Below are 22,655 nucleotides of genomic sequence, written 5' to 3' on the forward strand. Positions count from 1 at the left end.
CTAATAAAAATAAGATATGTTAACTAGAGCGAGGTCTCAGTACCCAATACGCTCTACTCAATACTAATAACATGGCAACAATAGAAAAAAAATCAATCAAAGGAGGTGAGTTCATAATCACCGAAACAGATTTTCAGGATGTTTTTATTCCAGAGGAGTTTGATGAAGAACAACTTATGATTAAGAAAACCTGTGAAGATTTCCTTCAGGCAGAGGTTTTTCCTAATTTGGATAGGATTGATAAGCTGGAAGAAGGTCTTATGCCATCCTTAATGGATAAAGCAGGAGAATTGGGTTTACTAGCCGTTTCTATTCCGGAAGAATATGGCGGTTTTGGTAAAAACTTTAACACTTCTATGTTGGTGGCTGATGCCGTAGGCGCTGGGCATTCTTTTGCAGTAGCTTTATCAGCACATACAGGTATTGGTACCTTACCTATTCTTTATTATGGTAATGAGGCTCAAAAAGCTAAGTACATCCCAAAACTAGCTTCGGGCGAGTGGAAAGCGGCTTATTGTTTAACAGAGCCTAACTCTGGTTCTGATGCGAATAGCGGAAGAACAAAAGCTAAGCTAAACCCAGAGGGTACACATTACATCATCAACGGGCAAAAAATGTGGATTACCAATGGTGGTTTTGCGGATGTTTTTATTGTGTTCGCTAAAATTGATGATGATAAAAATCTTACAGCATTTATTGTAGAAAAAGATTTTGGTGGAGTAACCATGAACCCAGAAGAACATAAAATGGGTATTAAAGGTTCCTCAACTCGTCAGGTTTTCTTTAATGATTGCCCTGTTCCGGTAGAGAATATGCTTTCAGAGCGTGAAAACGGCTTTAAAATAGCGGTTAATATCTTAAATATTGGTCGTATTAAACTAGGAGCTGCTGCTATCGGATCATCCCGTAAGGTGATTGATTATGCCGTTAATTATGCCAATGAGCGTGTTCAATTCGGATTGCCAATCTCGAAATTTGGGGCTATCAGATATAAATTGGCAGAGATGGCTACGCGTAACTTTGCTGTAGAAAGCGCTGCTTACCGGGCCGGACAAAATATTGACGATGCTTATGATAGATTAGTTGCCGGAGGCATGGATTCTGGTAAAGCTAAACTAAAATCTACTGAAGAGTTTGCTGTAGAGTGCGCCATCTTAAAAGTTTGGGGCTCAGAAATGTTAGATTATATTGTTGATGAAGGTGTACAAGTTTATGGTGGTATGGGTTTCTCTGCCGATGCTCCTATGGATAGAGCTTATCGCGATAGCCGTATCAACCGTATTTTTGAAGGAACCAATGAGATTAACCGCTTACTTATTGTAGATATGCTCTTGAAAAGAGCAATGAAAGGCGAACTAGATTTAATGACACCAGCACAAGCGGTAGCTGGAGAGTTAATGTCTATTCCTGATTTCTCTGAGGAGGATGATACTTTATTTGCAGCAGAAAAGAAAGCGCTTAAAAACATCAAAAAAGCAGGTTTAATGATTGCCGGTGCTGCTGTACAAAAACTGATGATGACTTTAGCCAAAGAGCAAGAAATCTTGATGAATATCGCCGATATTATTGGTGAAGCTTACATTGCTGAGTCGACTATTTTAAGAGTAGAGAAATTAGTTGCAATGCGTGGCGAGGAGGCCGCTGCCGGACAAATTGATATGATGCGTATTTATATGCAACAAGCTGTTGATAAAGTTTATATAGCAGGTAAAGAAGCATTAAATTCTTTTGCTGAAGGCGATGAATTAAACATGATGTTGATGGGACTGAGGAGGTTTACCAAAGTAGCCCCTTTTAATATCAAGGATGCAAGACAAAGAGTAGCAAAACAATTGATAGAAGCTAATAAATACTGCTACTAGAAGAAAAAAGTATAAAAACTAACTAACTAAATTTTATACTATAGTTCGGGGTGGAATATCACCTCGAACTTTTTTGTTTTATGGGTTGAGGAAGGAGAAATCTTACTACAAAAGCTGTTCATGATTAAATTGAGCGGTTTTATTATATATTAAAGTTCTAAGATTTTTGTTTAGAAAAAATGATTAATTTTATACTTATGAAATTATTATTAGATATTCATTCAGATAATTTAAGTTCAGTAATGGATTTTCTTAAAAATTTTACAGATGTAAAGGTTGAGAAAATTACAGATAAGGATGCTGATTTACTAACAGAAATTAAGGAAATAAAAAAAGCATTTCTACATGCAGAAATGCTAAGTTTAGGAAAACTAGAAGCTAAACCTGTTGAAAATTTATTAAATGACTTATAAAGTATATACTATCGATTATTTCGATAAACAACTTAAAAAATTAGTCAAAAAATATCCTTCTCTCAAATCAGAAATCATAGAACTTATTAATTCTCTAAAAGAAAATCCAAATTTAGGAATTCCTATAGGTAACAATTGTTATAAAATAAGATTAGCTATTTCATCTAAAGGAAAAGGAAAATCCGGAGGAGCAAGAGTAATCTCTTATGTTGCTTTTGTAGATAATCATATATTTCTTTTATCAATTTACGATAAATCCAATCAAGATTCAATTAGCGATATCCAGCTTTTACAATTGTTAGAGAAATTTAAGTAAATATTCATAAAAGGATATTTAAAAGTCATCTTACGCTAGTTCATAGCAAGGTCTTAATATGGTTTACCAATTTTATTGGTTTCTAATCCATAAAAGCTTATCAAAGCTACCTCAAGCCAAAAACACCTCAGCCGGGATACCCAATTTCTGGTGCAAAACTTTAGCAATCTTTAGCGTTAAAGGTTTTTTACCACTTAGTAAAGAAGAAACATAGCTTTTGCTCCCAATCCATTCGGATAAATCTTTATTTTTTAAACCTTCTTCTTCCATTTTTTGCTTCACTATTGCAATAGGGTCTGGTTTTGGAATTGGGAAATGAATATCTTCATATTGTTTAACCAATAATAAGGCAACTTGTAAATCTTCACCTGTTTTACTATCTGGCGAAGCATTTAAATCAAATTGAGTATCTATCCAAGCCAATAATTCTTCGTACTCTTCTTCAGTTTTTAAAATATGTAAATTCATCAGTTTTTAAATTTTACAGTAGCTACATCAATTTTATCATACTCTTTATGAGTTCCAAACCATTTAATTTGAATTACTTTATAAATAAAAATAACCCTAATCACTAACCTGTAATTGTTACCCATAATATTAATCACCACACGGTCATCACCAACTAAACTCGCACTCTTATGTATTGCCTTTAGTTCTTGAAAATTTTTAAAATCAGCGTTCAGAAATTCATAATACCACTCTAACAATGCGTTTTTTGCCTTTGGATATTTAATTGTGTAAGTCAAAAGGGTTTTTCTGTTGATGATATTGAACATCTAAAGTTTACTATTAGAGAACAAATATAAAAAGTTTACTAATAGAAAACGAATAGGTTTTTAAAAAAATATTTATCTCAAGCTTTCTTATAACCAGTTCTTAATCCTATATAACCATTATTTATATCTTCCCAATTTGATATACTAGTAAAAATATCTGATAATTTATCTACTATACTAGTAAAAATATCTGATAATTTATCTACTATACTAGTAAAAATATCTAATTTTGGCTATATTTGAATTTAAATATCAGGATATATGAGAAGGATAATGCTAGAGAAACTCAAGCAGCATTTGCCCAAAAAAGAGTTTACCATATTAACCGGAGCGAGGCAAACAGGTAAATCAACCTTGCTTAAAGAGTTGGAAAAATATTGTAAAGAAGAAGGTATGGCTGTTACGTTTTTAAACTTCGAGTTTAAAACTATTCTGGCTGATTTGGATGAAAATCCTTTGAATTTACTTAACTACTTGCCACAAAGCGAAGGTAAAAACGTGGTTCTGATAGATGAAGTACAGTATTTGAAAGATCCAACTAATTTTCTGAAACTCATTTATGACGAATACGCCGCCGACATAAAAATTGTAGCTACTGGAAGTAGCGCTTTTTATATGGATAGTCGTTTTGAAGACTCGTTAGCGGGCAGAAAGAAGATATTTACACTGCTCACTTGTTCTTTTGATGAATATTTGACTTTATTAGGTAAAGATGATTTATTGGCAGAGAAAAGCAGAATCATCCAGAATACGAATGCAAAAAGCTTAAAAATTACTCAACTAAAGACCGAGTGGGATAATTATATGATATACGGTGGTTATCCCGCAGTAATTACAGAAACAGATGTGAATGAAAAAGTAGCCAGACTACGTGAACTAAGAGATTCTTTTGTAAAGCGAGATATTTTAGAAGCTGGTGTGCAAAATGAAGCTGTTTTTTACCAATTATTTAGATTAATTGCCGCACAGGTAGGAAGTTTAATTAATGTAAATGAGCTATCAACCACTTTGAAAGTAAGAAGCGAAACCGTTACTCATTATTTGCAGGTGATGCAAAAGTGTTTCCATATTTCATTAGTGAAGCCGTTTTATAGAAATTTAAGGAAAGAATTAGTGAAAATGCCCAAAGCATACTTATTGGATACAGGCTTAAGGAATTGTTTAGTTAACAATTTTCAATCGGTACAAATGAGGTTAGATAAAGGCGAACTTTGGGAGAATATGAATTTTAAATTACTTGCCGAGCAATACAATTTTGATGAGCTTAAATTTTGGCGAACGGCAGATGGTAACGAAGTTGATTTTGTTTTACCAGAAGCTGACATTCCTGCTGCCATAGAAGTTAAGTTTGATGAAGCACAAATTAAACCTAATAAATATCAAAAGTTTAGAGACGCTTATCCAGAAATTGATTTTAGATTTAGTTGGTATAATGCTTTTAATGAAAGTTTTTTTAGGAGGATTTGATATGAAATCATTTAGTCCTAAAATTAAACCAAGATAATTTTTAATTGTAGGATTTTTTTGTGCTCATTTTAGGCTATACTTAATTATTAATTATCTTTAGTGATACTAAATTTAAATACATGAAAAAGATAATTTTAATGATGGGCATGGCTATGGTTTTAAACGTAGCAGGAATGGCTCAAACCAATTCAGAAAAATTGGGCGAGTGGAAAATAGTAACCGTAGTAGAATCTATAGTGCCTATGGGTTTAGGTAGGTCAAGAATGATTGAAAATACTACTGAAGTGAATACCGAGCAGTTTCGTACCGCTCGTACAGATGGAAAAAAATCTGACCAGAAAAGTATCAGCAGAAGCGAGTTAAAAGTTGAAAATTTTGATGAAGCTAAATTGTTGAACTTTTTTAGCGCAGCGGGTATCAATTTTCAAAATATCGCTTCAAACGATGCCATGATTGGAGCAAGAATTATGGAATTAGAGGCAGATGGTTATAAGTTAATTTATGTTACCAGTGCTGTAGAAAGTCATGCCGGAAAGGATGATCCAGGAGGGATTTTTATTACCCGAATGTTCTTTAAAAAGTAAGTTTAAGATATCTTTAGAGACTGTCTCCAAAAATCGTATTTGTGACATTAAGCGGATCTTTTTTTATCCTTCAACTCCGCTCAGCCTGATACAAAATGGTGATTTGAGACAGTCTCTTTTTTATTTTAGTTTTCCCTCACTCTAAAATGTGCCTTTTAGTGTGCTTATTTCAGGATATTCTCTGAATCGTAAATCAAAACCTTCTTCCATAAGTTTTCACTTTCTTTAATAAACACCTTATGGGCAGCTTCTTCCTGATATAAATCATGAGCTTCTTTTGATACAAAAGTTACCATGAGGCAATAGCTGTAAGAGCGATCAATAATGGGTCTGTTGGTACTTGCAGGAGTACCTAAGTGCATACTGCTGATATTATTAGAGGCATTTAAAAATTTTTTCAGAGAGGTTTCAAACTTTAAGCAATCTTCTTTACTCTCTGGATTTTTTAACCAAAATAGTACGGTGTGTACAAATTTTCCATTCTCTTTTTGTGCCATAACAGATTCGGATTTTATCAGACAAAATAAGCTTATGATAAATGCTAAGAAATACTTTTTCATTGTTTTCTACTTATAAAATCTAAATATACATTTTAAACGATAAGTTATTAAGGGATTTGAAAAACGGGTGTTTCCTTAAACAGCTAAAGTAATTATTAACTAATGTTTTATGCAACTCCTAATTCTTTATAAAAAGGGTAGGTGCTGGGTTATGGTTTACCACTAGTCTAAAACTTCCAATAAACTAATCAATTCTTTAACTTTCTCGGCACTACCTAATTCTTCATAAGCACTAATCAGGTTTCTAATCACTCTTTTAATAATTTCTGTATGCGAACAAGGTTCATAAAAATGCTTTTCTGGCTGGATTTGTAATTGTTTTAAAAACATATCTATATCTCTTTTACCAAAGATATAGCCTTTGTTAAAAACATTGATGTAAAATAAAATACCGCTTTCTTCGCTTTGTTTTTCTTGTTCATCCTCGTAAGCTAAAATAAAATGTTGTGGAAGGTTTACTCCATAAATGGGAATATCAAGTTTCTGAGCTATAACAGCATAAATAATAGCCAAACTTATTTGATTTCCTTTTTTGCTTTCTAAAACCTGACTGATGTAGGAGTTTTGAGGGTCTTTATGATTACTGGTATTGCCAGAAAAACCGTAAATATTATAAAAGATATGGTTAATGAGTTTTACCTTCTCAACCGGACTAGCTTCGTACATCATCTGAAGCCATATATCTCTTTTTATAGCTTCAATCTGGTTGATGATTTTTTGCTCATTTAAATCTGGATATTGATATCTGTTGATAATTAATGCGCCACGCAGTAAATCAAAAGCACCACTTTGATACCATAAAGCTAAATCTTCACGTACATTTTGATATTGGATTTTATGAACTACATTTTCTATACGTTCTTGTAAAAGCGTATCTAGAGATTGCTCCCAAGCACTTTCTAAAAAGCCTATAGCTTCGCTGCCATAAGATAAAATTTTATCCTCTATGTGCGAGAAAATCTCCGGATCCGGATCATCCAGTAATTTTATTAAAGAAGCTATTTCTTTTTCGTTAATCATGATTAAAAATTCTAAAATCTCAATACGCAATACTCAATACGCACTACTCAATACGCACTACTCAATACGCACTACTCAATACTCTATACGCACTACGCAATACGCACTACTCAATACGCATTACTCAATCACCACGCAAATTCCTATCTTCGCCATCATGTTAAATATACAGTTCGCCTTAGATTACATCGCCCACAGAATCAATGCCAAAACGCGTCATGGTGTACATTCGCCATTCGTTTACAAGCTTATAGATGAAGTAATTTACGATTTCAAAGATAAACCCGAATACAAAAGTATTGAAGAATTACGTAAAAATTTACTTCAAGATCATCGAAATATAACCATTACGGATTTAGGGGCTGGCTCGCAGCTTAATAACCAGAAAGTTAAAGCAGTTAAAGAACTGGCTAAGAATGCACTTAAGGCACCACGTTTAGCTAAGTTGTTATTTCGTTTAGTACAATATACCCAACCTAAAACTTTGATAGAGCTTGGAACATGTTTAGGTATTACCACAGCTTATTTGGCTAAGGCCGATGAAAACTTACAAGTGATAACGATGGAGGGCTGTCCACAAACAGCCGCTGTGGCACAGGAAAATTTTAATAAATTAGGTTTAAAGTATATTCAATTAGAAGTAGGTAATTTTGATGAACGCCTGCCAGTTTTACTGCAAAATAAACAGCAGTTAGATGTTGTTTTTATAGACGGCAATCATCGTAAAGACGCAACTTTAAACTATTTTAATTGGTGTTTACCCAAAGTACATGAAAATAGCTTGCTCATTTTTGATGATATTTATTGGAGCAAGGGTATGAAAGAAGCTTGGGCAGAAATTAAAGCTCATCCGCAAGTAAGTGTTACAGTTGATTTGTTTTGGATAGGTTTGGTTTTCTTTAAAAAAGGGATCGCTAAAGAGGATTTTAAAGTTAAGTTTTAGGAGAGTTTAGAAAGACTCTCCTAAAGATATATACAAGCCGGCGTTTCTTTTTTCGCCAATAGGTTTGTCTCCAAAACCATAATCAACTCTTAGGGCTAAACTCTTATCCAAATCAAAGAAAAATCTACCGCCAATACCATAATTAGGTTTTAAACTGTTTACAGAAAAGTTGTTTTTCGCATATACGGTTCCGGTGCCTCCAAAAGCTACTATACCAAAACGGTCTACCGGGCGGTATCTAATTTCTGCTTGCATAGCAACGTAGTTTTCATCCCTATATCTACCCATGTAATAACCCCTCATGATTTGGTCGTTACCCATTTGTCTAAGCATATAAAACGGAATTTCTTTGTTACTACTCACAGCTTCCATAAAACCTTGTGCTGCCAAAGTTATCTTTTTACTAGGAGCGTAAAAATATCGGCTATCTAAAGTAAATAAAGTGCCCTCAAATTGCTGTTGTTTAAAAAAATCTGGGGCATAACCATAACGCAATCTCGTAAAAAAGCCTTTAGTGGTATAGGTATTGGTATTTCTGGTATCTATTAACTGTGTTATTTTAAATAAAATAAAGTTTCCTCCGTCTTTATCAAAGAAAGGGGCAGTATTGTAAAAGCCTCCTGTTTCTACATCTCTAAAATTCTGAGATTCAAACTCGACACCCAAACCCGGATAATAAGATTTAGCCAGTTGCCTTTCTACTTCGGCATTAAGCCTAAAGCGTCTTTGTATCAGTTTATCTTCGTTACTTCTTAAGGTAGCATCGCCAACTCCATAAAAATTAAAAGGTAAATTATAAAATCTGGCATCGTATAAATGGTGCCATTTATTACCTCTCGACCATAAATCAGACCTTATAGATATTTGAGATTGACCTTTAGTACTGGTATAGGCCAATCCGTATAGTTGCGAAGGTCTAATTAAACTATCCGTTTTATCAAGATAGAAAGAATATAAACCAGCTCCACCAAATTCAAAACCGGCTTCTTGGGTGTAAGCGATTACCGGAACAGGTATAAAGCTATTGTGTCTGTTGGTATCGGGTGAGAAAAATTTATCAATAAGTTTTTTTTGCGAGAAGCTGTTTAATGATAAGCCAAGCAAAAATAAAAGGAGAATCTTTTTCATATTTAGTTTCAAAGATAATTATCAAAACGAGATTTAAGAGGTAATAGTTTTGATTTTAGTATCTAGTTTATTAAATACTAGAAAGAGAAAAGTAGATTTGCTAGGGCAGTTGAATATGCTCAATCAGTTCTGGCAGACCCCAAAAAGAGGCTGGAAGTTGCAGCTCATACGCCATCAGGTAAATTTATTTATCATCAAACTATTAAAGATTACAGGGAGTCGACTAAAGAGTAAGTATATCTTAAACGTAAGAATAACGTAAGATAAACGTAGGATAAGACTATGTGAATACTCAGAGTATAAATATCTTTTATTACCAAAACTTACAACATCAGGCATTTTTATTGCTTGTATTGCTATTTTTACAAATTAACCCTGATATTTAACCAATTAATACGTTAGTTATTTATAATGTTCAAAAAAGTATTTTTATTCACTGTATTTTTTGCCCTTTTAACCACACAGCTTAAAGCAAATTTCGATTTTAATAACAATTGTATCAAAGCCTATCAGGCTATTTTTGATTTAAGAATTCAAGATGCTCAAGCGCATTTAAGAATAGAAAAACAGCAACATCCGCAAAACGGAATCATCATTTTACTAGAAAATTATATAGATTTTTTTAGTCTCTTAGTCTCAGAAAATCAAGCCGACTATAACCGCCTAAAAAATTTAAAAAGTACGAGGCTTAGCCTTTTAGAAAATCAAGATCCAAAATCTCCATATTATCTTTTTGCACAGGCAGAAATCAATCTGCAATGGGGAATGCTTAAAAGCAGATTTCAAGATTATCTTTCTTCTGGCTTGGATATTAAAAAAGCTGATAACTTATTAAAAGAGAATGAAAAAAAATTCCCTAATTTTTTACCACATCAAAAAAGTATAGGCTTGGTAAATGTTATTATGGGGTCTATACCGGCTAATATAAAAGGGGTTTTGCAATCTTTTGGTTTTAGAGGTAATGTAGAACAAGGGATAAAAAAGCTTGATCATCTTACCACTTCTTTAGCACAAACACCCTACAACTTTTATAAAGAAGAAGTTATATTTTTACTGTGTTACATAGAAACAGACCTTATACAAAGTAAAAATAGCTATCAAAAAATTCTAAATCTTACGTCTTCTTTTGGTGATGATAGCTTATTGAAAACCTATCTGCAAGGTTATATAGCTTACAGAAATGCCCATAATGATGATGCTATAAAATTTTTGCAGAGAAGACCAATTAAAACAGGGCAATACCTGAATTTTCCTAAACTAAATTACTTATTGGGTAATGCTAAACTTAATAGAAATGATTCTGATGCTTATGTTTATTTAGGAAGATATATTAACGAGTATAAAGGTATTAATTACGTTAAAGATGCTTATTTGAAGCTAGCTTATTACTATTATTTAAAAAATGATATCACGAAATATCAAGCCTTTATTAAAATGGTTAAAATGAAAGGTAATGTGTATGATGAGAAAGATAAACAAGCTTTAAAAGAAGCTAATGAGCAAGCGCCTGATGTTAACTTATTAAGAGCCCGTTTAAGTTTTGATGGTGGATATTATACCAAAGCATTAACCTATTTGAAAGACAAAGATCAAAGTGATTTTAAGTTACAGAGAGACCAAATAGAGTATTTTTACCGTTTAGGTAGGATTTACGATGCCTTAAATAAATCGCAAGAGGCTTTAATCAATTATCAAAAAACCATTTATGCTGGTAAACAAAGTACTTATTATTATGCTGCCAATGCTGCTTTAAACATGGCTTTAATTTTTGAGGAGAAAGGCGATAAAAGCAGAGCTGTAAATTTTTACAATCAGGCTATCGGTATGAAAAATCATGAGTACGAAAACAGTATAGAAAACAAGGCAAAAGAAGGTTTAAAAAGACTTGGTGCCGATTAACCTATTCAGGCTCTTCTGTATACCTAAATTGTTTTTTTATAGCTTGCAGATGATGCTGGTTAACTTGAGTTTTAAATTCTTCAAAATTAAAATCTTCATGGCTACCGCAATCCAGCATGTGAAAATAAATTGATGGCTTCAAACTCTCAAAATACTCGGTTAAATTACTGCTCCATAGCAACTGACATTTACCCTTTACCATAGGTAATAGTGTACAAATACCATCTTTGATAGCAATATGTCTAACATATTGCGATTCTAAATTCCCTTGCGGATACATGAGTAATATATTGCCAGGTTTACTTAATATTTCGGCAGCATAGCTTAAGCTTTCTACGTAAGTTCTAGAATGAGGCACAATAGAAAAACTTCCAAAATATTTCATCCATGGGTTCTTTTGTAATTGCTTTTTCAAAGACATAAAATAAAGACCGTTAATTTTTTGTTTAGGATAAATAGCGCAATAACATAAATAAAATGCCCAAAAGCCATCCCAAAAGCCCGTATGGTTACACATCAATAAATAAGAAGATTGGTTTTGAAGTTTTACATCATGGATAACCAATTTATTAAAAAGCTTTCTCATACACCACCTAAGCAAACGAAAAGAAGCCATAAAAATAGGACGAGGTAATAGTTTAGCTTTAATAATCATACAATAACCTTTTTAAATGATGAGGAAATTGTGCATTCACCAATTCATGGTTAGCATCTAAAACTTCTTGTTTGGCTAGGTATATTTTTTTGATAGCAGCTTCTGCAATTTTAGCTGGATAATTTTTATCCCTTGCTCCAAAAATAAAAATACTTTTAATTTGATATTGATTAAGATTTTCTATAAACCTTTGATGATTCATTTTTAGCTGTTTTAAGTAAGTTAAACAAGCATAAAAGGCAAATCTAAGCTCGTAGGTGGCTATTTCTTTATATAAAATTTCGTAAATATTATCATCAATAACCCTTAGTTTTTTGATGGTTTTTAGTAAGTTAAGCATTCCTTTATCACTTAACGCTAGTTTTTCTAATGCTTTGTTACCAAGTTTTTTACTACTTAAAAAAGTTACCAGCCAGCCAGGTTTAAAGCATGATGGTGCTGCGGTAATAAAATCTAAAATTCTTTCTGGTACTTCTTCTACAAGTGTAGTTGCATAATGCGAACCCATAGAATAAGATAAAACAGAAAATTTTTGGATTTGCTGTTCATCACAAAAATCAATAAATAATTTAGTGAGTTGTTGCTTACTAATGCCTTTTTTAATAAGGTCTAAATCCTCATTTTTAAGCTTAGTCGCCTCATGAAAAAATAAATCAAAGCCGTAAAAAGTATAATCAGTATCTAAATGTTCCTCCAAAATTTTAAACTGCTTACCATGCATACCATAACCATGGAAACAAAGCATAGCTGTTGGTCCGTTACCAAATTTATAGTAATGAAGTAATGCTATAGGGTGGTTAAAGTAATGATTAGTCATGGGTACTTATTTTTTTACAAGCGCAGCTGCCCAAATATAATCAGCATCATGACTTATGGTAAGGCTAATGATTAAATTTTTATAATCATGGGGTAAAATGACCTGTGGTTTACCTGCTATTTTTTCTCTTACTATCTCTATTTTTTTAAAAGGTAATGCCTGATGATATAGCTGTTTTACAGCCTTATAAACGGCTTCTTTAGCTGCCCAAGTAGAAGCGTACCTAAGCATGCTATCTTTGAAAAGCTCGCAGTAAGCTATTTCACCTTCGCTATATACTTTTTGCTTAAACAAGGGGTTAAAAGAAAGCTTAAAATCAGGAAGAAAAACTACATCATTACCTAAAGCAAAATCCTGGTCTGAAATAAGTTGAATAAGCTCTTCTTCCAAATTATGCTTCATCTATAGCTACCCCCATAATATTAAATCCCCCATCAACAAAATGGATATTACCTGTAACTTTTTTAGATAAATCTGAAAAGTAGTATAGTGCGGTATCTGCAACGTCGGCAGCACTTACATTGCCTAAGGGAGCAGTAATTTTCCCAATTTTGCGTAATTTTCTTACCCCATTTACGCCACCTGCAGAAGTTGTCATCACTAAACCTGCAGAAACTGCATTAATCCTTACTGCTGTGCTTCTAAAATAATGTGCTAAATATTGCGTGATATTTTCCAATGCCGCTTTATTGATAGCCATGCCTGCGTAATTCGGAAAAACCCTTTGAGATGCATTATAAGTTAAGGTTAAGATAGATGCCTGTTTAGCTAGCAAGGGTTCGGCAACTCTGCAAACTCTTAACAAAGAATAAGCACTTATATTAAAAGAATCCATTAAATCTTCAAAAGGGATATTGATGTAGTTTGGAGCCGGTTCCGCAGACCCAGGAAAACTACTGCACATAACTTGTTGGTTTCCAAAGGCTACGCCATGCAAAATATAGTCTATAGCACCCCACTGTTGGTAAACTTGGTTAAGAAAATTTTTGATTTCTAACTCATTTCTTATATCAACCTGATGGTAAATTCCATTAATTTGATGTGCATCAAGTAATGTTAACACCTCGTCTTTGGTTTCAGCTGTATAGCTTACAGCAACTTTACAGCCCGAGGCATGAAGTTTTAATACAATCTGAAATGCAATTGAACTTTCATTTCTAACACCAAAAACTACTGCTATTTTATGTTGATTATTGATCATCTCTGGAGATTAATATGGCACTATTGGTACCGCCAAATCCATAATTTAAACAGGTAATGCTATTGATTTCTTTGGTAAAACTTTGCTGTTGTAATAAATCTCTGTAATAAGCTAATGGCTCTTTAGAGCCTTCCCAGGTTGAAGTGGTTTGAAAGGTTTCTTGCTCTGGATTTAAATTTACAGCATTTAGGCAAGGTAAAACTTCTTGCCTTTTTAACATCAGCAAGGCAGTAATAAATTCTACTGCTCCGGCAGCACCTAACATGTGCCCAAACTGTGATTTTGGTGCTGCAATATGATAGCCTTTATCTCCCAAACTATCAACAACACTTAAAAGCTCTATAGCATCACCAGTAGGGGTAGAAGTACCGTGTACTTTTACTACATCTGGTTTAAAAGGTATATTTTTTAAAAGACCTTGCCATAATCTTCGTTGGCCGTTAAAAGATGGAGCAAACATATCACCATCACCATCAGAGTTATTAAAATAATTATCTATAACGGCTAAGATATTTGCGCCTCGGGCTTTAGCCAAATCATAAGCTTCTAAGCAAACAATACCAGCCCCAAAAGAGCAAACAAAGCCGTTTCTATCTTTATCAAAAGGTCTTGAGCTTTCATGAGGTTCAAATCCTCTACTTAGAACCTGCATACCATCAAAACCTAGAAAACTTTCTAAGGCTGTCCCTTCTGCACCACCCGCAACAACACGATCTTGTAAGCCAAAACTTATTAAACGGTAAGCGTAACCAATATTTCCAAGACCTGTAGCACAAGCAGAACCAATGGCCTCACAAACACCCTTGTTTTTTATAAAGCAAGAAAGATTAGCTGCCTCACGGTAAACCATGGCTCTATCTACATTATGACCGCCAGCAAAACGAGTTTTTTTACCTAAAACAAAAAAGCTATGCCATGCTATACGTTGTATTTCATTGCCACAGCTGCCAGATCCAACTACTACACCTGTTTGTTCAGATTGTACTTCTGAAGTACTCCAACCTGCCATTTTTATTGCGTCAGCAGCACCAAGCATGGTCCATATACTACCAATATCAGCGGTAGCCAAATGTATGTCGGGTATACGGTTAAGTAAATCGATATAAGTTTCGGGGTAATCTTCAACTAAGGTAGAGTAAACGGGTTTTAAATGGGCTTCTTCTTCTGTAATAAAACCTGCAACATGCGAACGTATATTTTTTCCATGCGCTAGGGCTTTATCCCAATATCTGATAAGGGATTGATTGCTGAATAGCTTATGCTCAAACTCCTCTAAATGATTACAAGTAGGGAAAACCCCACCCATGCCCACAACCGCTACCTTTCTGCCTTGGATACCCATGTTAATTTGATGCTTTAGATTTGATAATCAAATCTACTATATCTTTTACTTTAGAGCCTAAATCGTCAATATCTTCATCTTCAAACTCAATATCAAATTTTTGCTCGGCTTTAGCGGCAATATTTATCATCTCTGTAGAAGGTGTTTTTAAATCAGCAATAAAATCAGTTTCTTCGGTAACATGATTTAATTTCTCCTGATCTATAGTTCTTATAGTCTTTAAAATCTCTACAATACCATCAATAATTTCTTGTCTTTCCATTTTATTTATTTAATATTTTTTTTGATAGCTCTACCGGTGATGCCTAAAAGCTCGGCAACTAAGGTAAAGCCATCTCCAACTTCATAATTATTTAATTTTTCTTCGGTAAAATCTTTAAAATGACTATCTAAATCTATCCCTTTTGGACATTTATAAATACGACCATCAACCACCATTTGTCTAAATTTATAAAATATAATTTTACCTATACTGATAAAAGTATCTCCTTCTTCTAGATAAGAATGAAAAGTAACACCACCTACACTAATAAAAGTTGGGATAAACTCATCATCATCTTTTTTTTGTGGCTTGCTGTTTTTTTTTACGAGCTGAAGAAAGGCTGCACAAGAGCCTGTGGTGGCTTGTGCAAAAGCTTCTATTTGGTCTACTCCCCTAAAAATACCGAAATGGTCTTTAACATCTAGCGCATTTGGTGTGTAACTGGCAATAATGCCTGTATTTGGATGATGCCAATGATAATGATGTACCAATAACTTACTTGGTCCGTGTATCAACATGCTACTAGGGTGTGCGCCTACCAAGCTCTCCATCATTTAAAAAATACCTCCATTGATATTGATATTACTACCGTTTATATAAGCCGCCTTGCTAGATAAAAGAAAGGCTACTGTTTCTGCAACATCTTCTGCTTTTCCGAAACGTTTAAGTGGGATATTACTTAAATATTTGTCTTGTTCCTTTTGCGGAATGGCTGCTGTCATATCTGTTTCAATAAATCCAGGAGAGACACTTAATATCCTAATTTCATGATGTTCATAAATGGTACCCACTTCTTTAGCTAATGATTTTGAGAATGCAACAAGACCAGCTTTTGTAGCTGTATAAACAGCCTGAAAAGCATTTCCGGTTTCGGCAACGCAAGAACTCATATTGATAATTACACCTTTTTGATGCAGACCAAATATTTTTAATGCAGTTTTGGCAATTTGTATAGGTGCTTTTAGGTTTACTTGGATCAGTTTATCTATATCTTTTTCTGGCTGATAAAGTAAAGGTTTGTCTAATGTAATACCTGCATTATTAATAACAGCATATAAATCATCCCCGTGTTGGACTTTTAGATTTTTACAAAAAGTTGTTACTTCTTCCGGATTTGAGAAATCCGCTTCCAGAATATAGTTGCCTTCTTTTAGATGTTGGATATTTTCTGCTTTAGAAGCATGTAAAATAAGACAATAGTCTTTATTTAATGCTTGTGCTATGGCTAAGCCTAGTCCTCTGCTTGCTCCTGTTATTAAAACTTTTTGTTTGCTCACGGTATGCCTGTTACCTATTTACTGTAAGCATCAAAAATAAAAAATCTTAATAGATTAACAATTTTTAAGGGAGATATAAAATTTAAATAAAAGTTTAGCGACTAAACACTTGTTTTTGAATAACCTGCTAGCTTTTAAGAAACATAAATATCGGTTAGAATAATTCTTGAGTATCGTATTTGCATCCATAGTTTGTGGTTTTTTATCTTTTTTAAATTAAATTATTAAGGATAAAAAACCACAAGCTATTATAACTTTATGGATACTATTTCTGAAATACGAAGATGATAAAGATTACTCTTTCTCTTCTAAAGGTGCAGCCATTACAGCGGCTCTTATTTTTGCTTCTAGTTCATCAGAAAGTTCTGGGTTATCATGTAATAATTGTTTAACACCATCTCTTCCTTGGCCTAATTTGGTGTCGCCATAGCTAAACCAAGAGCCTGCTTTTTTAATGATGCCATAATCAACACCAAGGTCAATAATTTCACCAACTTTAGAGATACCCTCGCCAAACATAATGTCAAACTCGGCAATACGGAAAGGAGGAGCTACCTTATTTTTAACAATTTTAACCTTAACACGGTTACCAGAAACCTCGTCGCTATCTTTAATTTGTGATATTCTTCTGATATCTAAACGTACAGAAGCATAAAACTTCAAGGCGTTACCACCTGTAGTAGTCTCTGGGTTACCAAACATCACCCCAATTTTATCTCTTAATTGGTTAATGAAGATACAGCAACATTTGGTTTTACTGATGGTTCCTGTTAACTTTCTTAAAGCCTGAGACATTAAACGAGCTTGTAAGCCCATTTTAGAGTCGCCCATTTCGCCTTCTATCTCTCCTTTTGGGACAAGGGCAGCAACAGAGTCAATCACGATAACATCAATTGCACCAGAGCGAATTAAGTTATCCGCAATTTCTAAGGCTTGCTCGCCGTTATCTGGCTGTGAGATTAAAAGATTTTCTATATCAACACCTAATTTTTTAGCATAAAATTGGTCAAAGGCATGCTCGGCATCTACTATAGCAGCTATACCGCCAGCTTTTTGTGCTTCTGCAATTACATGTGTTGCTAAAGTTGTTTTACCAGATGATTCTGGACCGTATATTTCTATAACTCTACCTTTGGGTAAGCCTCCAATTCCTAAGGCTATATCTAAACCAATAGAACCTGTAGAAATAGCTTCCATTGGCTCTATTGCAGCATCTCCTAATTTCATTACGGTGCCTTTACCGTATGATTTTTCTAGTTTATCCAGCGTAAGCTGTAGGGCTTTTAATTTTTCGTTTGAGGCACTCATGTATATTTTTTAATGAATATGAAAAACAATAATACTAATTTTTTTAGCAAATATAAAATAATTCTGTTAATCTCAAATGTAAGGAATAGAAAATTATTTGATAGCTCTTTTTTTCAACGCTTTAGCTATTTGTTTTTTCTTAGCCAGCTTTTTCTTTTGAGCTGCTTTTTTTAATTCGGCTTGTTCTTTCCTTAACAAAGCAGCTGGTGTATTTTGTAAAGCGTAATATTTGCAGAAATAGCTGATAGGACAAATCTCGCATTTAGGATTACGAGCAATACAAACATATCTGCCATGTAAAATAAGCCAATGGTGTGCAATATGTATTTTATCTTGTGGCAGGTATTGGGTTAATTGTTTTTCTACAGCTAAAGGTGTTTTTGCTGCTGATGTTAAACCTAAACGATTTGATACCCTAAAAACATGTGTATCTACAGCCATTGTTGGGGCATTATAAATAACCGATGCAATAACATTGGCCGTTTTACGGCCTACACCAGGCATTTTCTGTAAATCTTTTACATCTTCTGGTACAATACCACCAAACTCTTCTACCAGAATTTTAGCCATGCCCACCAAATGTTTTGATTTATTATTAGGATAGCTAACAGAGCGTATATAAGTAAAAACTTCTTCTGCAGTAGATGCTGCCAATGATTCTGGCGTTGGATAGCGCTCAAAAAGTTTTGGTGTTATTTGGTTAATGCGTTTATCTGTACATTGTGCTGATAAAATTACAGCAATAAGTAACTCAAACGGATTGCTATAATGCAATTCTGTTTCTGCCTGCGGCTGATGTTGCGAAAAATAAGCTACAAATTCTTGATAACGCTCTTTCTTAAGCATAAAGCATCGTTAATAAATTGTTTTTTCTTTTTTAGGAAATGCTAATGATGCAACAACACTAATCACCAATATACCAATAATAATGTATAAAGAATGTGCTGTGGTAAAACCCCATTCTTTTAAGTAATGATGACCTAACATTTTAATACCTATAAACACCAATAAAAAGGCTAAACCAGTTTTTAGGTAATGGAATTTATGGATCACATTTACCAATAAGAAAAACATAGAACGTAAACCTAATATGGCAAATATATTAGAAAAGAATACAATGTAAGGGTCTTTAGTTACCGCAAATATAGCCGGAATAGAATCTACCGCAAAAATAACATCTGTAAACTCTATAATTAATAATACTAAAAACAGAGGAGTGATATATTGTTTACCATCTACTTTATGGAAGAATTTATTGCCAACAAAATCTGGATAAACAGGAAAAAACTTAGAAGCTAGTTTTACTACTTTATGGTTTTCGGGGTCTATCTCATCTTCTCCTTCGCGGTTGATAAACATCATAATACCCGAATAAATTAAGAATGCTCCAAAAAGATAAAGTATCCATCCAAACTTACTAATGAGGGTTGCGCCAATAAAAATGAACAGAAAGCGCATGATAACAGCACCTAAAATGCCCCAAAATAATACCCTGTGGTAATATTTCTCTTTTACACCAAAAGCAGAGAATATCAATACCATGACAAAAATATTATCTACAGAAAGTGCATATTCAATAACATAGCCTGTTATAAATTCAAGAGATAAATTGTTTTTGTATTTGATGAGGTTTTCTTCAAAGGAAGTGCCGTTTAAGACAATATTATGTTGGTTTTTTTGAACAACTTCTACCAGATGGGCTTCATCCTGAATATCATGCAGGATATGACCTTGTACCCTTAAAAGGAAATAAAAACCAATTGCACAACTTACCCAAATAGCACTCATGATACCGGCTTGCTTTAAAGATACAGGTTGATCTTTTTTATTAAACAAGCCCAAATCAAGTGCTAACATCAAAATGATGAATAAGGCAAAAACGCCAAAAAATATAACCTCGTTACTCATGTATTATTTCTTTCTTTCTGTTGTAAAGCGTACTAAATTTTCTAAGCCTGTTAAAGATTCACTTGCCGGAAATTGAGCTAAAATTTTAAAAGCTTCTTCCTGATAGTTCATCATTTGCTGCTCGGCGTAAGCCAAACCGCCACTATTTCTAACAAAATTAATGATGGTATTAATCTTATCTGGGTCATCGTTATGGTTTTTAACCAAGTTGATGATTCTCTTTTTCTCCGCCTTTTCTGCTTTGTTTAAGGCATATATCAGCGGAAGCGTAACCTTTTTCTCTTTAATATCTATACCTTTTGGTTTGCCTACATCATCAACACCAAAATCAAATAAATCATCTTTAATTTGGAAAGCTATACCAATTTTCTCTCCAAAATTGTGCATAAGCTGTATAGTTTCTTCTGTAGCGCCGGCAGATGCAGCACCTGCAGCACAACAAGAGGCTATTAAAGAAGCAGTTTTTTGTCTGATAACTTCATAGTAAACATCCTCGCTGATATCCATACGACGAACTTTTTCTACTTGAAGCAGCTCTCCTTCGCTCATTTGCTGTACTGCATCTGATACAATTTTGAGAATGGTAAATTCTTGATTGTTAACAGATAGTTGTAAGCCTTTTGCTAAAAGATAATCGCCAACTAAAACAGCAATTTTATTCTTCCAAAGGGCGTTAACGGAGAAAAAACCTCTTCTCTCGAAAGAATTGTCTACCACATCATCATGAACCAAGGTTGCGGTATGTAATAACTCTACCAAAGCAGCACCACGGTAAGTAGACTCGGTTATACCGCCACAAACATTTGCAGCAAAGAATACAAACATCGGACGAATTTGCTTCCCTTTCCTCTTTACAATATAATGAGTAATGCGGTCTAAAAGTGGAACTGAACTTTGCATAGAAGTTTTAAACTTCTCTTCAAAAGCATCAATTTCCTTTTCTATGGGTTTTTTGATTTCGTCTAGTTTCAGCATCCTGAATTTAAAACAAGCTTTGATACTTTGGGTTTGCAAACATAATGTAAAAAAGCGGATTTATACTTATGAAAGCAAAGCTTTAAGAAAAATTGTTTAATATTAAATCGAAAATGAAGAAGCACATGAGAATGATAAAAATATGGATGTTTATAGCCTTTACTTTTATAAGTATATCGGCTTCGGCCCAGGTACAGTCTGGCAAAAGATTTAACTTTTTTAACCGTACTGAGGTTTCTTATTCTTTAGCTATTAATGAGGTTTTAGGTACTTCTGGTATCAATGCATTTAGGATAAAAACCATTTTTGGTAAGCAAAATAGCTTTTTTGGTATAGGCGGAGGAATTGCAACCACAAGTTTTAATACCATTGATAGAAGCGGTGGAGGTAATTATAATACCATTTCATTTTTAGCAGATGCACATGCTTTCCCTTTTAAAAGGGAGGATAGGGGGAATAATATTTTTCTTAAGGCTGCTGCCGGATATTCGCCTCGTATTTTTAATGGTTACGATCAAGGTTTTACTTACGATGCCGGCTTAGGTTATATCATCACTACTAAAAAAGGTGGCAGGTTATTTATACAAGCTTTGTATTTACAGCAAAACTTAAGTCAGTTTAATTTTATAGAAACGGTAAAATTACAATCTGTTGGGCTTGGTGTTGGGATAGGGTTTTAAGAAAGTATATAGTATAAAGTACAGAGTAGAAAGAACTTGAAATGTGAGATTTAGGAAGTGCTAATGAATGGTAAAGTATTTGATAGTGATGCTGATATATTTTGAATATAGTATTTTAAAGTTTTATTTTTGATTATGAATATAGATAATTCTAAACTCAAACAGATTAGAGAACTTTGCAAAGCGAATAAAGTAAAATCACTTTTTGCTTTTGGTTCTGTTACGAGAAATGATTATCATGAGTCATCAGATATAGATTTAGTGGTTGATTTTGATGAACAAGACCCTTTTAGGTATACTGATTTATATTTCAATTTAAAAGCGAAAATTGAAGAGATTTTAGCTAGACAGGTTGATTTACTTGAGGAAAGAGGAATAAAAAATCGCATTTTTAAACAAGAATTAGAGAATACCAAAGTGAAGATTTATGGATATTAAAATCAGAACTTGGTTATTAGACATACAGTAGTGTATTGACGAAATATTTCTTTTTGTTGCCAATCAAAAGGATTTTAAAGCCTATAAAAAAGATATAAAGACTAAAAAGGCAGTTGAAAGGAATTTGGAAATTATTGGTGAAGCTGTTAATCGTATCATAAAAATGGATGCTAATTTTCAGTTTCAGAATGCAAAAAATATCATCGGAACTAGAAATAGAATCATTCATAGCTATGATAACATATCTGATGAGTTAATCTGGACTATAGTACGTAGAGATTTACCAGAGATTAAACAGCAAGTAGATAAACTTCTAGGAAGTAATTAAATTATATTTTATATCACCTAACCACCTAACCACCTAACCAACTAACAACCTAACAAACTACTCAAAACCCAACCTTTACCAATATAGGGAAATGATCTGATGGATATTTACCTTGATAACTATCTGTTAACAGTCCCCATTTGTGTGTTTTAAAATGTTTGCTTACGAAAACATGGTCTATAATGCTATTACCTTTTAATTGATTGCCAAAGCCATTAAAAGAATTGCTATTAGCGTAAGGCTGTTTCACTTGTTGGTAGGTATCTTTCAAAATATCGCTGTTAGCGATAATTAAATAAGGGTCACTGCTGTGGTTGCCATTTAAATCTCCTGTAAAAATTACAGGTTTGTCTTTAGCAATGCTTTTGATTTTTTCTAAGATAAGTTCACTGCTTTCTTTTCGGGCAGTAACCCCTTGGTGATCATAATGAGCATTAAAAAAGTAAAAGCTTTTCTTCGTTTTTTTATCCTTTAAATAAACCCAAGAGCAAATACG

28 protein-coding genes are annotated in these 22,655 nt (G+C 33.5%); 10 read left to right on the forward strand and 18 right to left on the reverse strand.

The window, feature by feature from the left end; translation table 11 throughout:
- The first annotated feature begins 71 nt into the window (after positions 1 to 71).
- From B2745_RS02590 to B2745_RS02600, 3 genes are all read left to right on the forward strand, one after another.
- Positions 72 to 1,862 carry an acyl-CoA dehydrogenase family protein gene (locus tag B2745_RS02590; RefSeq protein ID WP_304063297.1) on the forward strand — a complete coding sequence of 597 codons (1,791 nt, stop codon included), beginning with the start codon at positions 72 to 74 and terminating at the stop codon, positions 1,860 to 1,862.
- A gap of 197 nt (positions 1,863 to 2,059) precedes the next feature.
- Positions 2,060 to 2,275 carry a hypothetical protein gene (locus tag B2745_RS02595; RefSeq protein WP_304063300.1) on the forward strand — a complete coding sequence of 72 codons (216 nt, stop codon included), beginning with the start codon at positions 2,060 to 2,062 and terminating at the stop codon, positions 2,273 to 2,275.
- The gene (locus B2745_RS02600; protein ID WP_304063302.1) at positions 2,265 to 2,591 is read left to right on the forward strand and encodes a type II toxin-antitoxin system RelE/ParE family toxin; all 327 of its coding nucleotides are present in this window, start codon (positions 2,265 to 2,267) and stop codon (positions 2,589 to 2,591) included. Before B2745_RS02595 ends, B2745_RS02600 begins: the two co-directional genes overlap by 11 nt.
- A gap of 111 nt (positions 2,592 to 2,702) precedes the next feature.
- Here B2745_RS02600 and B2745_RS02605 read toward each other — a convergent pair whose 3' ends face one another.
- Positions 2,703 to 3,059, reverse strand: coding sequence for a helix-turn-helix domain-containing protein (locus tag B2745_RS02605; protein ID WP_304063305.1), 357 nt, complete (start codon positions 3,057 to 3,059; stop codon positions 2,703 to 2,705).
- Entirely contained in the window at positions 3,059 to 3,367 is a 309-nt protein-coding gene (locus B2745_RS02610; RefSeq protein WP_304063308.1) for a type II toxin-antitoxin system HigB family toxin, read from the reverse strand. The genes B2745_RS02605 and B2745_RS02610 overlap by 1 nt, the downstream gene beginning before the upstream one ends.
- A 273-nt stretch (positions 3,368 to 3,640) precedes the next feature.
- On the opposite strand from B2745_RS02610, the gene B2745_RS02615 reads away from it, so the two are divergent.
- Together B2745_RS02615 and B2745_RS02620 are read left to right on the forward strand one after the other, a co-directional pair.
- On the forward strand, positions 3,641 to 4,834 hold the full coding sequence (locus B2745_RS02615) for an ATP-binding protein (protein ID WP_304063311.1): 1,194 nt from the start codon (positions 3,641 to 3,643) through the stop codon (positions 4,832 to 4,834).
- Between the two features lie 119 nt (positions 4,835 to 4,953).
- Positions 4,954 to 5,418 carry a hypothetical protein gene (locus tag B2745_RS02620; RefSeq protein WP_304063313.1) on the forward strand — a complete coding sequence of 155 codons (465 nt, stop codon included), beginning with the start codon at positions 4,954 to 4,956 and terminating at the stop codon, positions 5,416 to 5,418.
- A gap of 164 nt (positions 5,419 to 5,582) precedes the next feature.
- Here B2745_RS02620 and B2745_RS02625 read toward each other — a convergent pair whose 3' ends face one another.
- Together B2745_RS02625 and B2745_RS02630 are read right to left on the reverse strand one after the other, a co-directional pair.
- Positions 5,583 to 5,915 (reverse strand): Dabb family protein, encoded by a 333-nt coding sequence (locus B2745_RS02625; protein WP_304063316.1) that lies wholly within the window; start codon positions 5,913 to 5,915, stop codon positions 5,583 to 5,585.
- 225 nt (positions 5,916 to 6,140) lie between these two features.
- Positions 6,141 to 6,998, reverse strand: a complete 858-nt coding sequence (locus B2745_RS02630; protein WP_304063319.1) for a transglutaminase-like domain-containing protein — start codon at positions 6,996 to 6,998, stop codon at positions 6,141 to 6,143.
- A 157-nt stretch (positions 6,999 to 7,155) separates the two neighbouring features.
- Between B2745_RS02630 and B2745_RS02635 the strand changes: the two genes are divergently transcribed.
- Positions 7,156 to 7,941 (forward strand): O-methyltransferase, encoded by a 786-nt coding sequence (locus B2745_RS02635; protein WP_304063369.1) that lies wholly within the window; start codon positions 7,156 to 7,158, stop codon positions 7,939 to 7,941.
- Positions 7,942 to 7,947: 6 nt separating this feature from the next.
- Here B2745_RS02635 and B2745_RS02640 read toward each other — a convergent pair whose 3' ends face one another.
- Complete coding sequence (locus tag B2745_RS02640; RefSeq protein ID WP_304063322.1) at positions 7,948 to 9,069, reverse strand: hypothetical protein; 1,122 nt, start codon at positions 9,067 to 9,069, stop codon at positions 7,948 to 7,950.
- Between the two features lie 411 nt (positions 9,070 to 9,480).
- On the opposite strand from B2745_RS02640, the gene B2745_RS02645 reads away from it, so the two are divergent.
- Complete coding sequence (locus tag B2745_RS02645; RefSeq protein ID WP_304063326.1) at positions 9,481 to 10,968, forward strand: tetratricopeptide repeat protein; 1,488 nt, start codon at positions 9,481 to 9,483, stop codon at positions 10,966 to 10,968.
- A gap of 1 nt (position 10,969) precedes the next feature.
- Here the strand turns inward: B2745_RS02645 and B2745_RS02650 are convergent, their stop codons facing one another.
- The 12 genes from B2745_RS02650 to B2745_RS02705 all read right to left on the reverse strand — a co-directional run bounded on the left by B2745_RS02650 (position 10,970) and on the right by B2745_RS02705 (position 20,713).
- Positions 10,970 to 11,623, reverse strand: coding sequence for a lysophospholipid acyltransferase family protein (locus B2745_RS02650; RefSeq protein ID WP_304063329.1), 654 nt, complete (start codon positions 11,621 to 11,623; stop codon positions 10,970 to 10,972).
- Entirely contained in the window at positions 11,613 to 12,440 is an 828-nt protein-coding gene (locus B2745_RS02655; RefSeq protein ID WP_304063332.1) for an alpha/beta fold hydrolase, read from the reverse strand. Before B2745_RS02655 ends, B2745_RS02650 begins: the two co-directional genes overlap by 11 nt.
- Positions 12,441 to 12,446: 6 nt before the next feature.
- Positions 12,447 to 12,842 (reverse strand): holo-ACP synthase, encoded by a 396-nt coding sequence (locus B2745_RS02660; protein ID WP_304063335.1) that lies wholly within the window; start codon positions 12,840 to 12,842, stop codon positions 12,447 to 12,449.
- The gene (locus B2745_RS02665; RefSeq protein ID WP_304063338.1) at positions 12,832 to 13,641 is read right to left on the reverse strand and encodes an enoyl-ACP reductase FabI; all 810 of its coding nucleotides are present in this window, start codon (positions 13,639 to 13,641) and stop codon (positions 12,832 to 12,834) included. The genes B2745_RS02660 and B2745_RS02665 overlap by 11 nt, the downstream gene beginning before the upstream one ends.
- Positions 13,631 to 14,983, reverse strand: a complete 1,353-nt coding sequence (locus B2745_RS02670) for a beta-ketoacyl-[acyl-carrier-protein] synthase family protein (protein WP_304063340.1) — start codon at positions 14,981 to 14,983, stop codon at positions 13,631 to 13,633. The genes B2745_RS02665 and B2745_RS02670 overlap by 11 nt, the downstream gene beginning before the upstream one ends.
- A gap of 1 nt (position 14,984) precedes the next feature.
- On the reverse strand, positions 14,985 to 15,245 hold the full coding sequence (locus tag B2745_RS02675; RefSeq protein ID WP_304063343.1) for an acyl carrier protein: 261 nt from the start codon (positions 15,243 to 15,245) through the stop codon (positions 14,985 to 14,987).
- A gap of 5 nt (positions 15,246 to 15,250) precedes the next feature.
- A complete protein-coding gene (locus B2745_RS02680; RefSeq protein WP_304063346.1) occupies positions 15,251 to 15,799 on the reverse strand; it encodes a hypothetical protein in 549 nt (182 codons plus the stop codon).
- Positions 15,800 to 16,522 carry an SDR family NAD(P)-dependent oxidoreductase gene (locus B2745_RS02685; protein ID WP_304063349.1) on the reverse strand — a complete coding sequence of 241 codons (723 nt, stop codon included), beginning with the start codon at positions 16,520 to 16,522 and terminating at the stop codon, positions 15,800 to 15,802. It abuts the gene before it with no gap.
- Positions 16,523 to 16,816: 294 nt separating this feature from the next.
- Positions 16,817 to 17,830 (reverse strand): recombinase RecA, encoded by a 1,014-nt coding sequence (recA, locus tag B2745_RS02690; RefSeq protein WP_026903496.1) that lies wholly within the window; start codon positions 17,828 to 17,830, stop codon positions 16,817 to 16,819.
- A 93-nt stretch (positions 17,831 to 17,923) separates the two neighbouring features.
- On the reverse strand, positions 17,924 to 18,676 hold the full coding sequence (gene nth, locus B2745_RS02695; protein WP_304063352.1) for an endonuclease III: 753 nt from the start codon (positions 18,674 to 18,676) through the stop codon (positions 17,924 to 17,926).
- Between the two features lie 9 nt (positions 18,677 to 18,685).
- Complete coding sequence (locus B2745_RS02700; protein WP_304063356.1) at positions 18,686 to 19,738, reverse strand: TerC family protein; 1,053 nt, start codon at positions 19,736 to 19,738, stop codon at positions 18,686 to 18,688.
- 3 nt (positions 19,739 to 19,741) lie between these two features.
- Positions 19,742 to 20,713, reverse strand: coding sequence for a polyprenyl synthetase family protein (locus B2745_RS02705; protein ID WP_304063359.1), 972 nt, complete (start codon positions 20,711 to 20,713; stop codon positions 19,742 to 19,744).
- A gap of 113 nt (positions 20,714 to 20,826) precedes the next feature.
- On the opposite strand from B2745_RS02705, the gene B2745_RS02710 reads away from it, so the two are divergent.
- From B2745_RS02710 to B2745_RS02720, 3 genes are all read left to right on the forward strand, one after another.
- A complete protein-coding gene (locus B2745_RS02710) occupies positions 20,827 to 21,393 on the forward strand; it encodes a hypothetical protein (RefSeq protein WP_304063362.1) in 567 nt (188 codons plus the stop codon).
- Positions 21,394 to 21,528: 135 nt separating this feature from the next.
- On the forward strand, positions 21,529 to 21,831 hold the full coding sequence (locus tag B2745_RS02715) for a nucleotidyltransferase family protein (RefSeq protein ID WP_304063364.1): 303 nt from the start codon (positions 21,529 to 21,531) through the stop codon (positions 21,829 to 21,831).
- Positions 21,832 to 21,874: 43 nt separating this feature from the next.
- Positions 21,875 to 22,159: a DUF86 domain-containing protein gene (locus tag B2745_RS02720; RefSeq protein ID WP_304063372.1), complete on the forward strand. Its 285-nt coding sequence runs from the start codon at positions 21,875 to 21,877 to the stop codon at positions 22,157 to 22,159.
- A 61-nt stretch (positions 22,160 to 22,220) separates the two neighbouring features.
- Here the strand turns inward: B2745_RS02720 and B2745_RS02725 are convergent.
- Positions 22,221 to 22,655, reverse strand: a 435-nt coding sequence (locus B2745_RS02725) for an endonuclease/exonuclease/phosphatase family protein (RefSeq protein ID WP_304063366.1), incomplete at its 5' end; no start/stop codon positions are given.

The sequence above is a fragment of the Pedobacter glucosidilyticus genome, assembly GCF_002483235.1.
Lineage (GTDB): Bacteria > Bacteroidota > Bacteroidia > Sphingobacteriales > Sphingobacteriaceae > Pseudopedobacter > Pseudopedobacter glucosidilyticum_B.

Excerpts from the sequence above, each read along its gene's own strand:
- B2745_RS02630 (WP_304063319.1), bottom strand. The coding sequence starts at position 6,998 with ATGATTAACGAAAAAGAAATAGCTTCTTTAATAAAATTACTGGATGAT.
- B2745_RS02700 (WP_304063356.1), bottom strand. The coding sequence starts at position 19,738 with ATGAGTAACGAGGTTATATTTTTTGGCGTTTTTGCCTTATTCATCATT.
- B2745_RS02610 (WP_304063308.1), bottom strand. The coding sequence starts at position 3,367 with ATGTTCAATATCATCAACAGAAAAACCCTTTTGACTTACACAATTAAA.
- B2745_RS02705 (WP_304063359.1), bottom strand. The coding sequence starts at position 20,713 with ATGCTGAAACTAGACGAAATCAAAAAACCCATAGAAAAGGAAATTGAT.
- B2745_RS02635 (WP_304063369.1), top strand. The coding sequence starts at position 7,156 with ATGTTAAATATACAGTTCGCCTTAGATTACATCGCCCACAGAATCAAT.
- B2745_RS02625 (WP_304063316.1), bottom strand. The coding sequence starts at position 5,915 with ATGGCACAAAAAGAGAATGGAAAATTTGTACACACCGTACTATTTTGG.
- recA (WP_026903496.1), bottom strand. The coding sequence starts at position 17,830 with ATGAGTGCCTCAAACGAAAAATTAAAAGCCCTACAGCTTACGCTGGAT.
- B2745_RS02675 (WP_304063343.1), bottom strand. The coding sequence starts at position 15,245 with ATGGAAAGACAAGAAATTATTGATGGTATTGTAGAGATTTTAAAGACT.
- nth (WP_304063352.1), bottom strand. The coding sequence starts at position 18,676 with ATGCTTAAGAAAGAGCGTTATCAAGAATTTGTAGCTTATTTTTCGCAA.
- B2745_RS02645 (WP_304063326.1), top strand. The coding sequence starts at position 9,481 with ATGTTCAAAAAAGTATTTTTATTCACTGTATTTTTTGCCCTTTTAACC.
- B2745_RS02660 (WP_304063335.1), bottom strand. The coding sequence starts at position 12,842 with ATGAAGCATAATTTGGAAGAAGAGCTTATTCAACTTATTTCAGACCAG.
- B2745_RS02680 (WP_304063346.1), bottom strand. The coding sequence starts at position 15,799 with ATGATGGAGAGCTTGGTAGGCGCACACCCTAGTAGCATGTTGATACAC.
- B2745_RS02715 (WP_304063364.1), top strand. The coding sequence starts at position 21,529 with ATGAATATAGATAATTCTAAACTCAAACAGATTAGAGAACTTTGCAAA.
- B2745_RS02600 (WP_304063302.1), top strand. The coding sequence starts at position 2,265 with ATGACTTATAAAGTATATACTATCGATTATTTCGATAAACAACTTAAA.
- B2745_RS02670 (WP_304063340.1), bottom strand. The coding sequence starts at position 14,983 with ATGGGTATCCAAGGCAGAAAGGTAGCGGTTGTGGGCATGGGTGGGGTT.
- B2745_RS02655 (WP_304063332.1), bottom strand. The coding sequence starts at position 12,440 with ATGACTAATCATTACTTTAACCACCCTATAGCATTACTTCATTACTAT.
- B2745_RS02605 (WP_304063305.1), bottom strand. The coding sequence starts at position 3,059 with ATGAATTTACATATTTTAAAAACTGAAGAAGAGTACGAAGAATTATTG.
- B2745_RS02590 (WP_304063297.1), top strand. The coding sequence starts at position 72 with ATGGCAACAATAGAAAAAAAATCAATCAAAGGAGGTGAGTTCATAATC.
- B2745_RS02710 (WP_304063362.1), top strand. The coding sequence starts at position 20,827 with ATGAAGAAGCACATGAGAATGATAAAAATATGGATGTTTATAGCCTTT.
- B2745_RS02640 (WP_304063322.1), bottom strand. The coding sequence starts at position 9,069 with ATGAAAAAGATTCTCCTTTTATTTTTGCTTGGCTTATCATTAAACAGC.
- B2745_RS02615 (WP_304063311.1), top strand. The coding sequence starts at position 3,641 with ATGCTAGAGAAACTCAAGCAGCATTTGCCCAAAAAAGAGTTTACCATA.
- B2745_RS02665 (WP_304063338.1), bottom strand. The coding sequence starts at position 13,641 with ATGATCAATAATCAACATAAAATAGCAGTAGTTTTTGGTGTTAGAAAT.
- B2745_RS02595 (WP_304063300.1), top strand. The coding sequence starts at position 2,060 with ATGAAATTATTATTAGATATTCATTCAGATAATTTAAGTTCAGTAATG.
- B2745_RS02620 (WP_304063313.1), top strand. The coding sequence starts at position 4,954 with ATGAAAAAGATAATTTTAATGATGGGCATGGCTATGGTTTTAAACGTA.
- B2745_RS02650 (WP_304063329.1), bottom strand. The coding sequence starts at position 11,623 with ATGATTATTAAAGCTAAACTATTACCTCGTCCTATTTTTATGGCTTCT.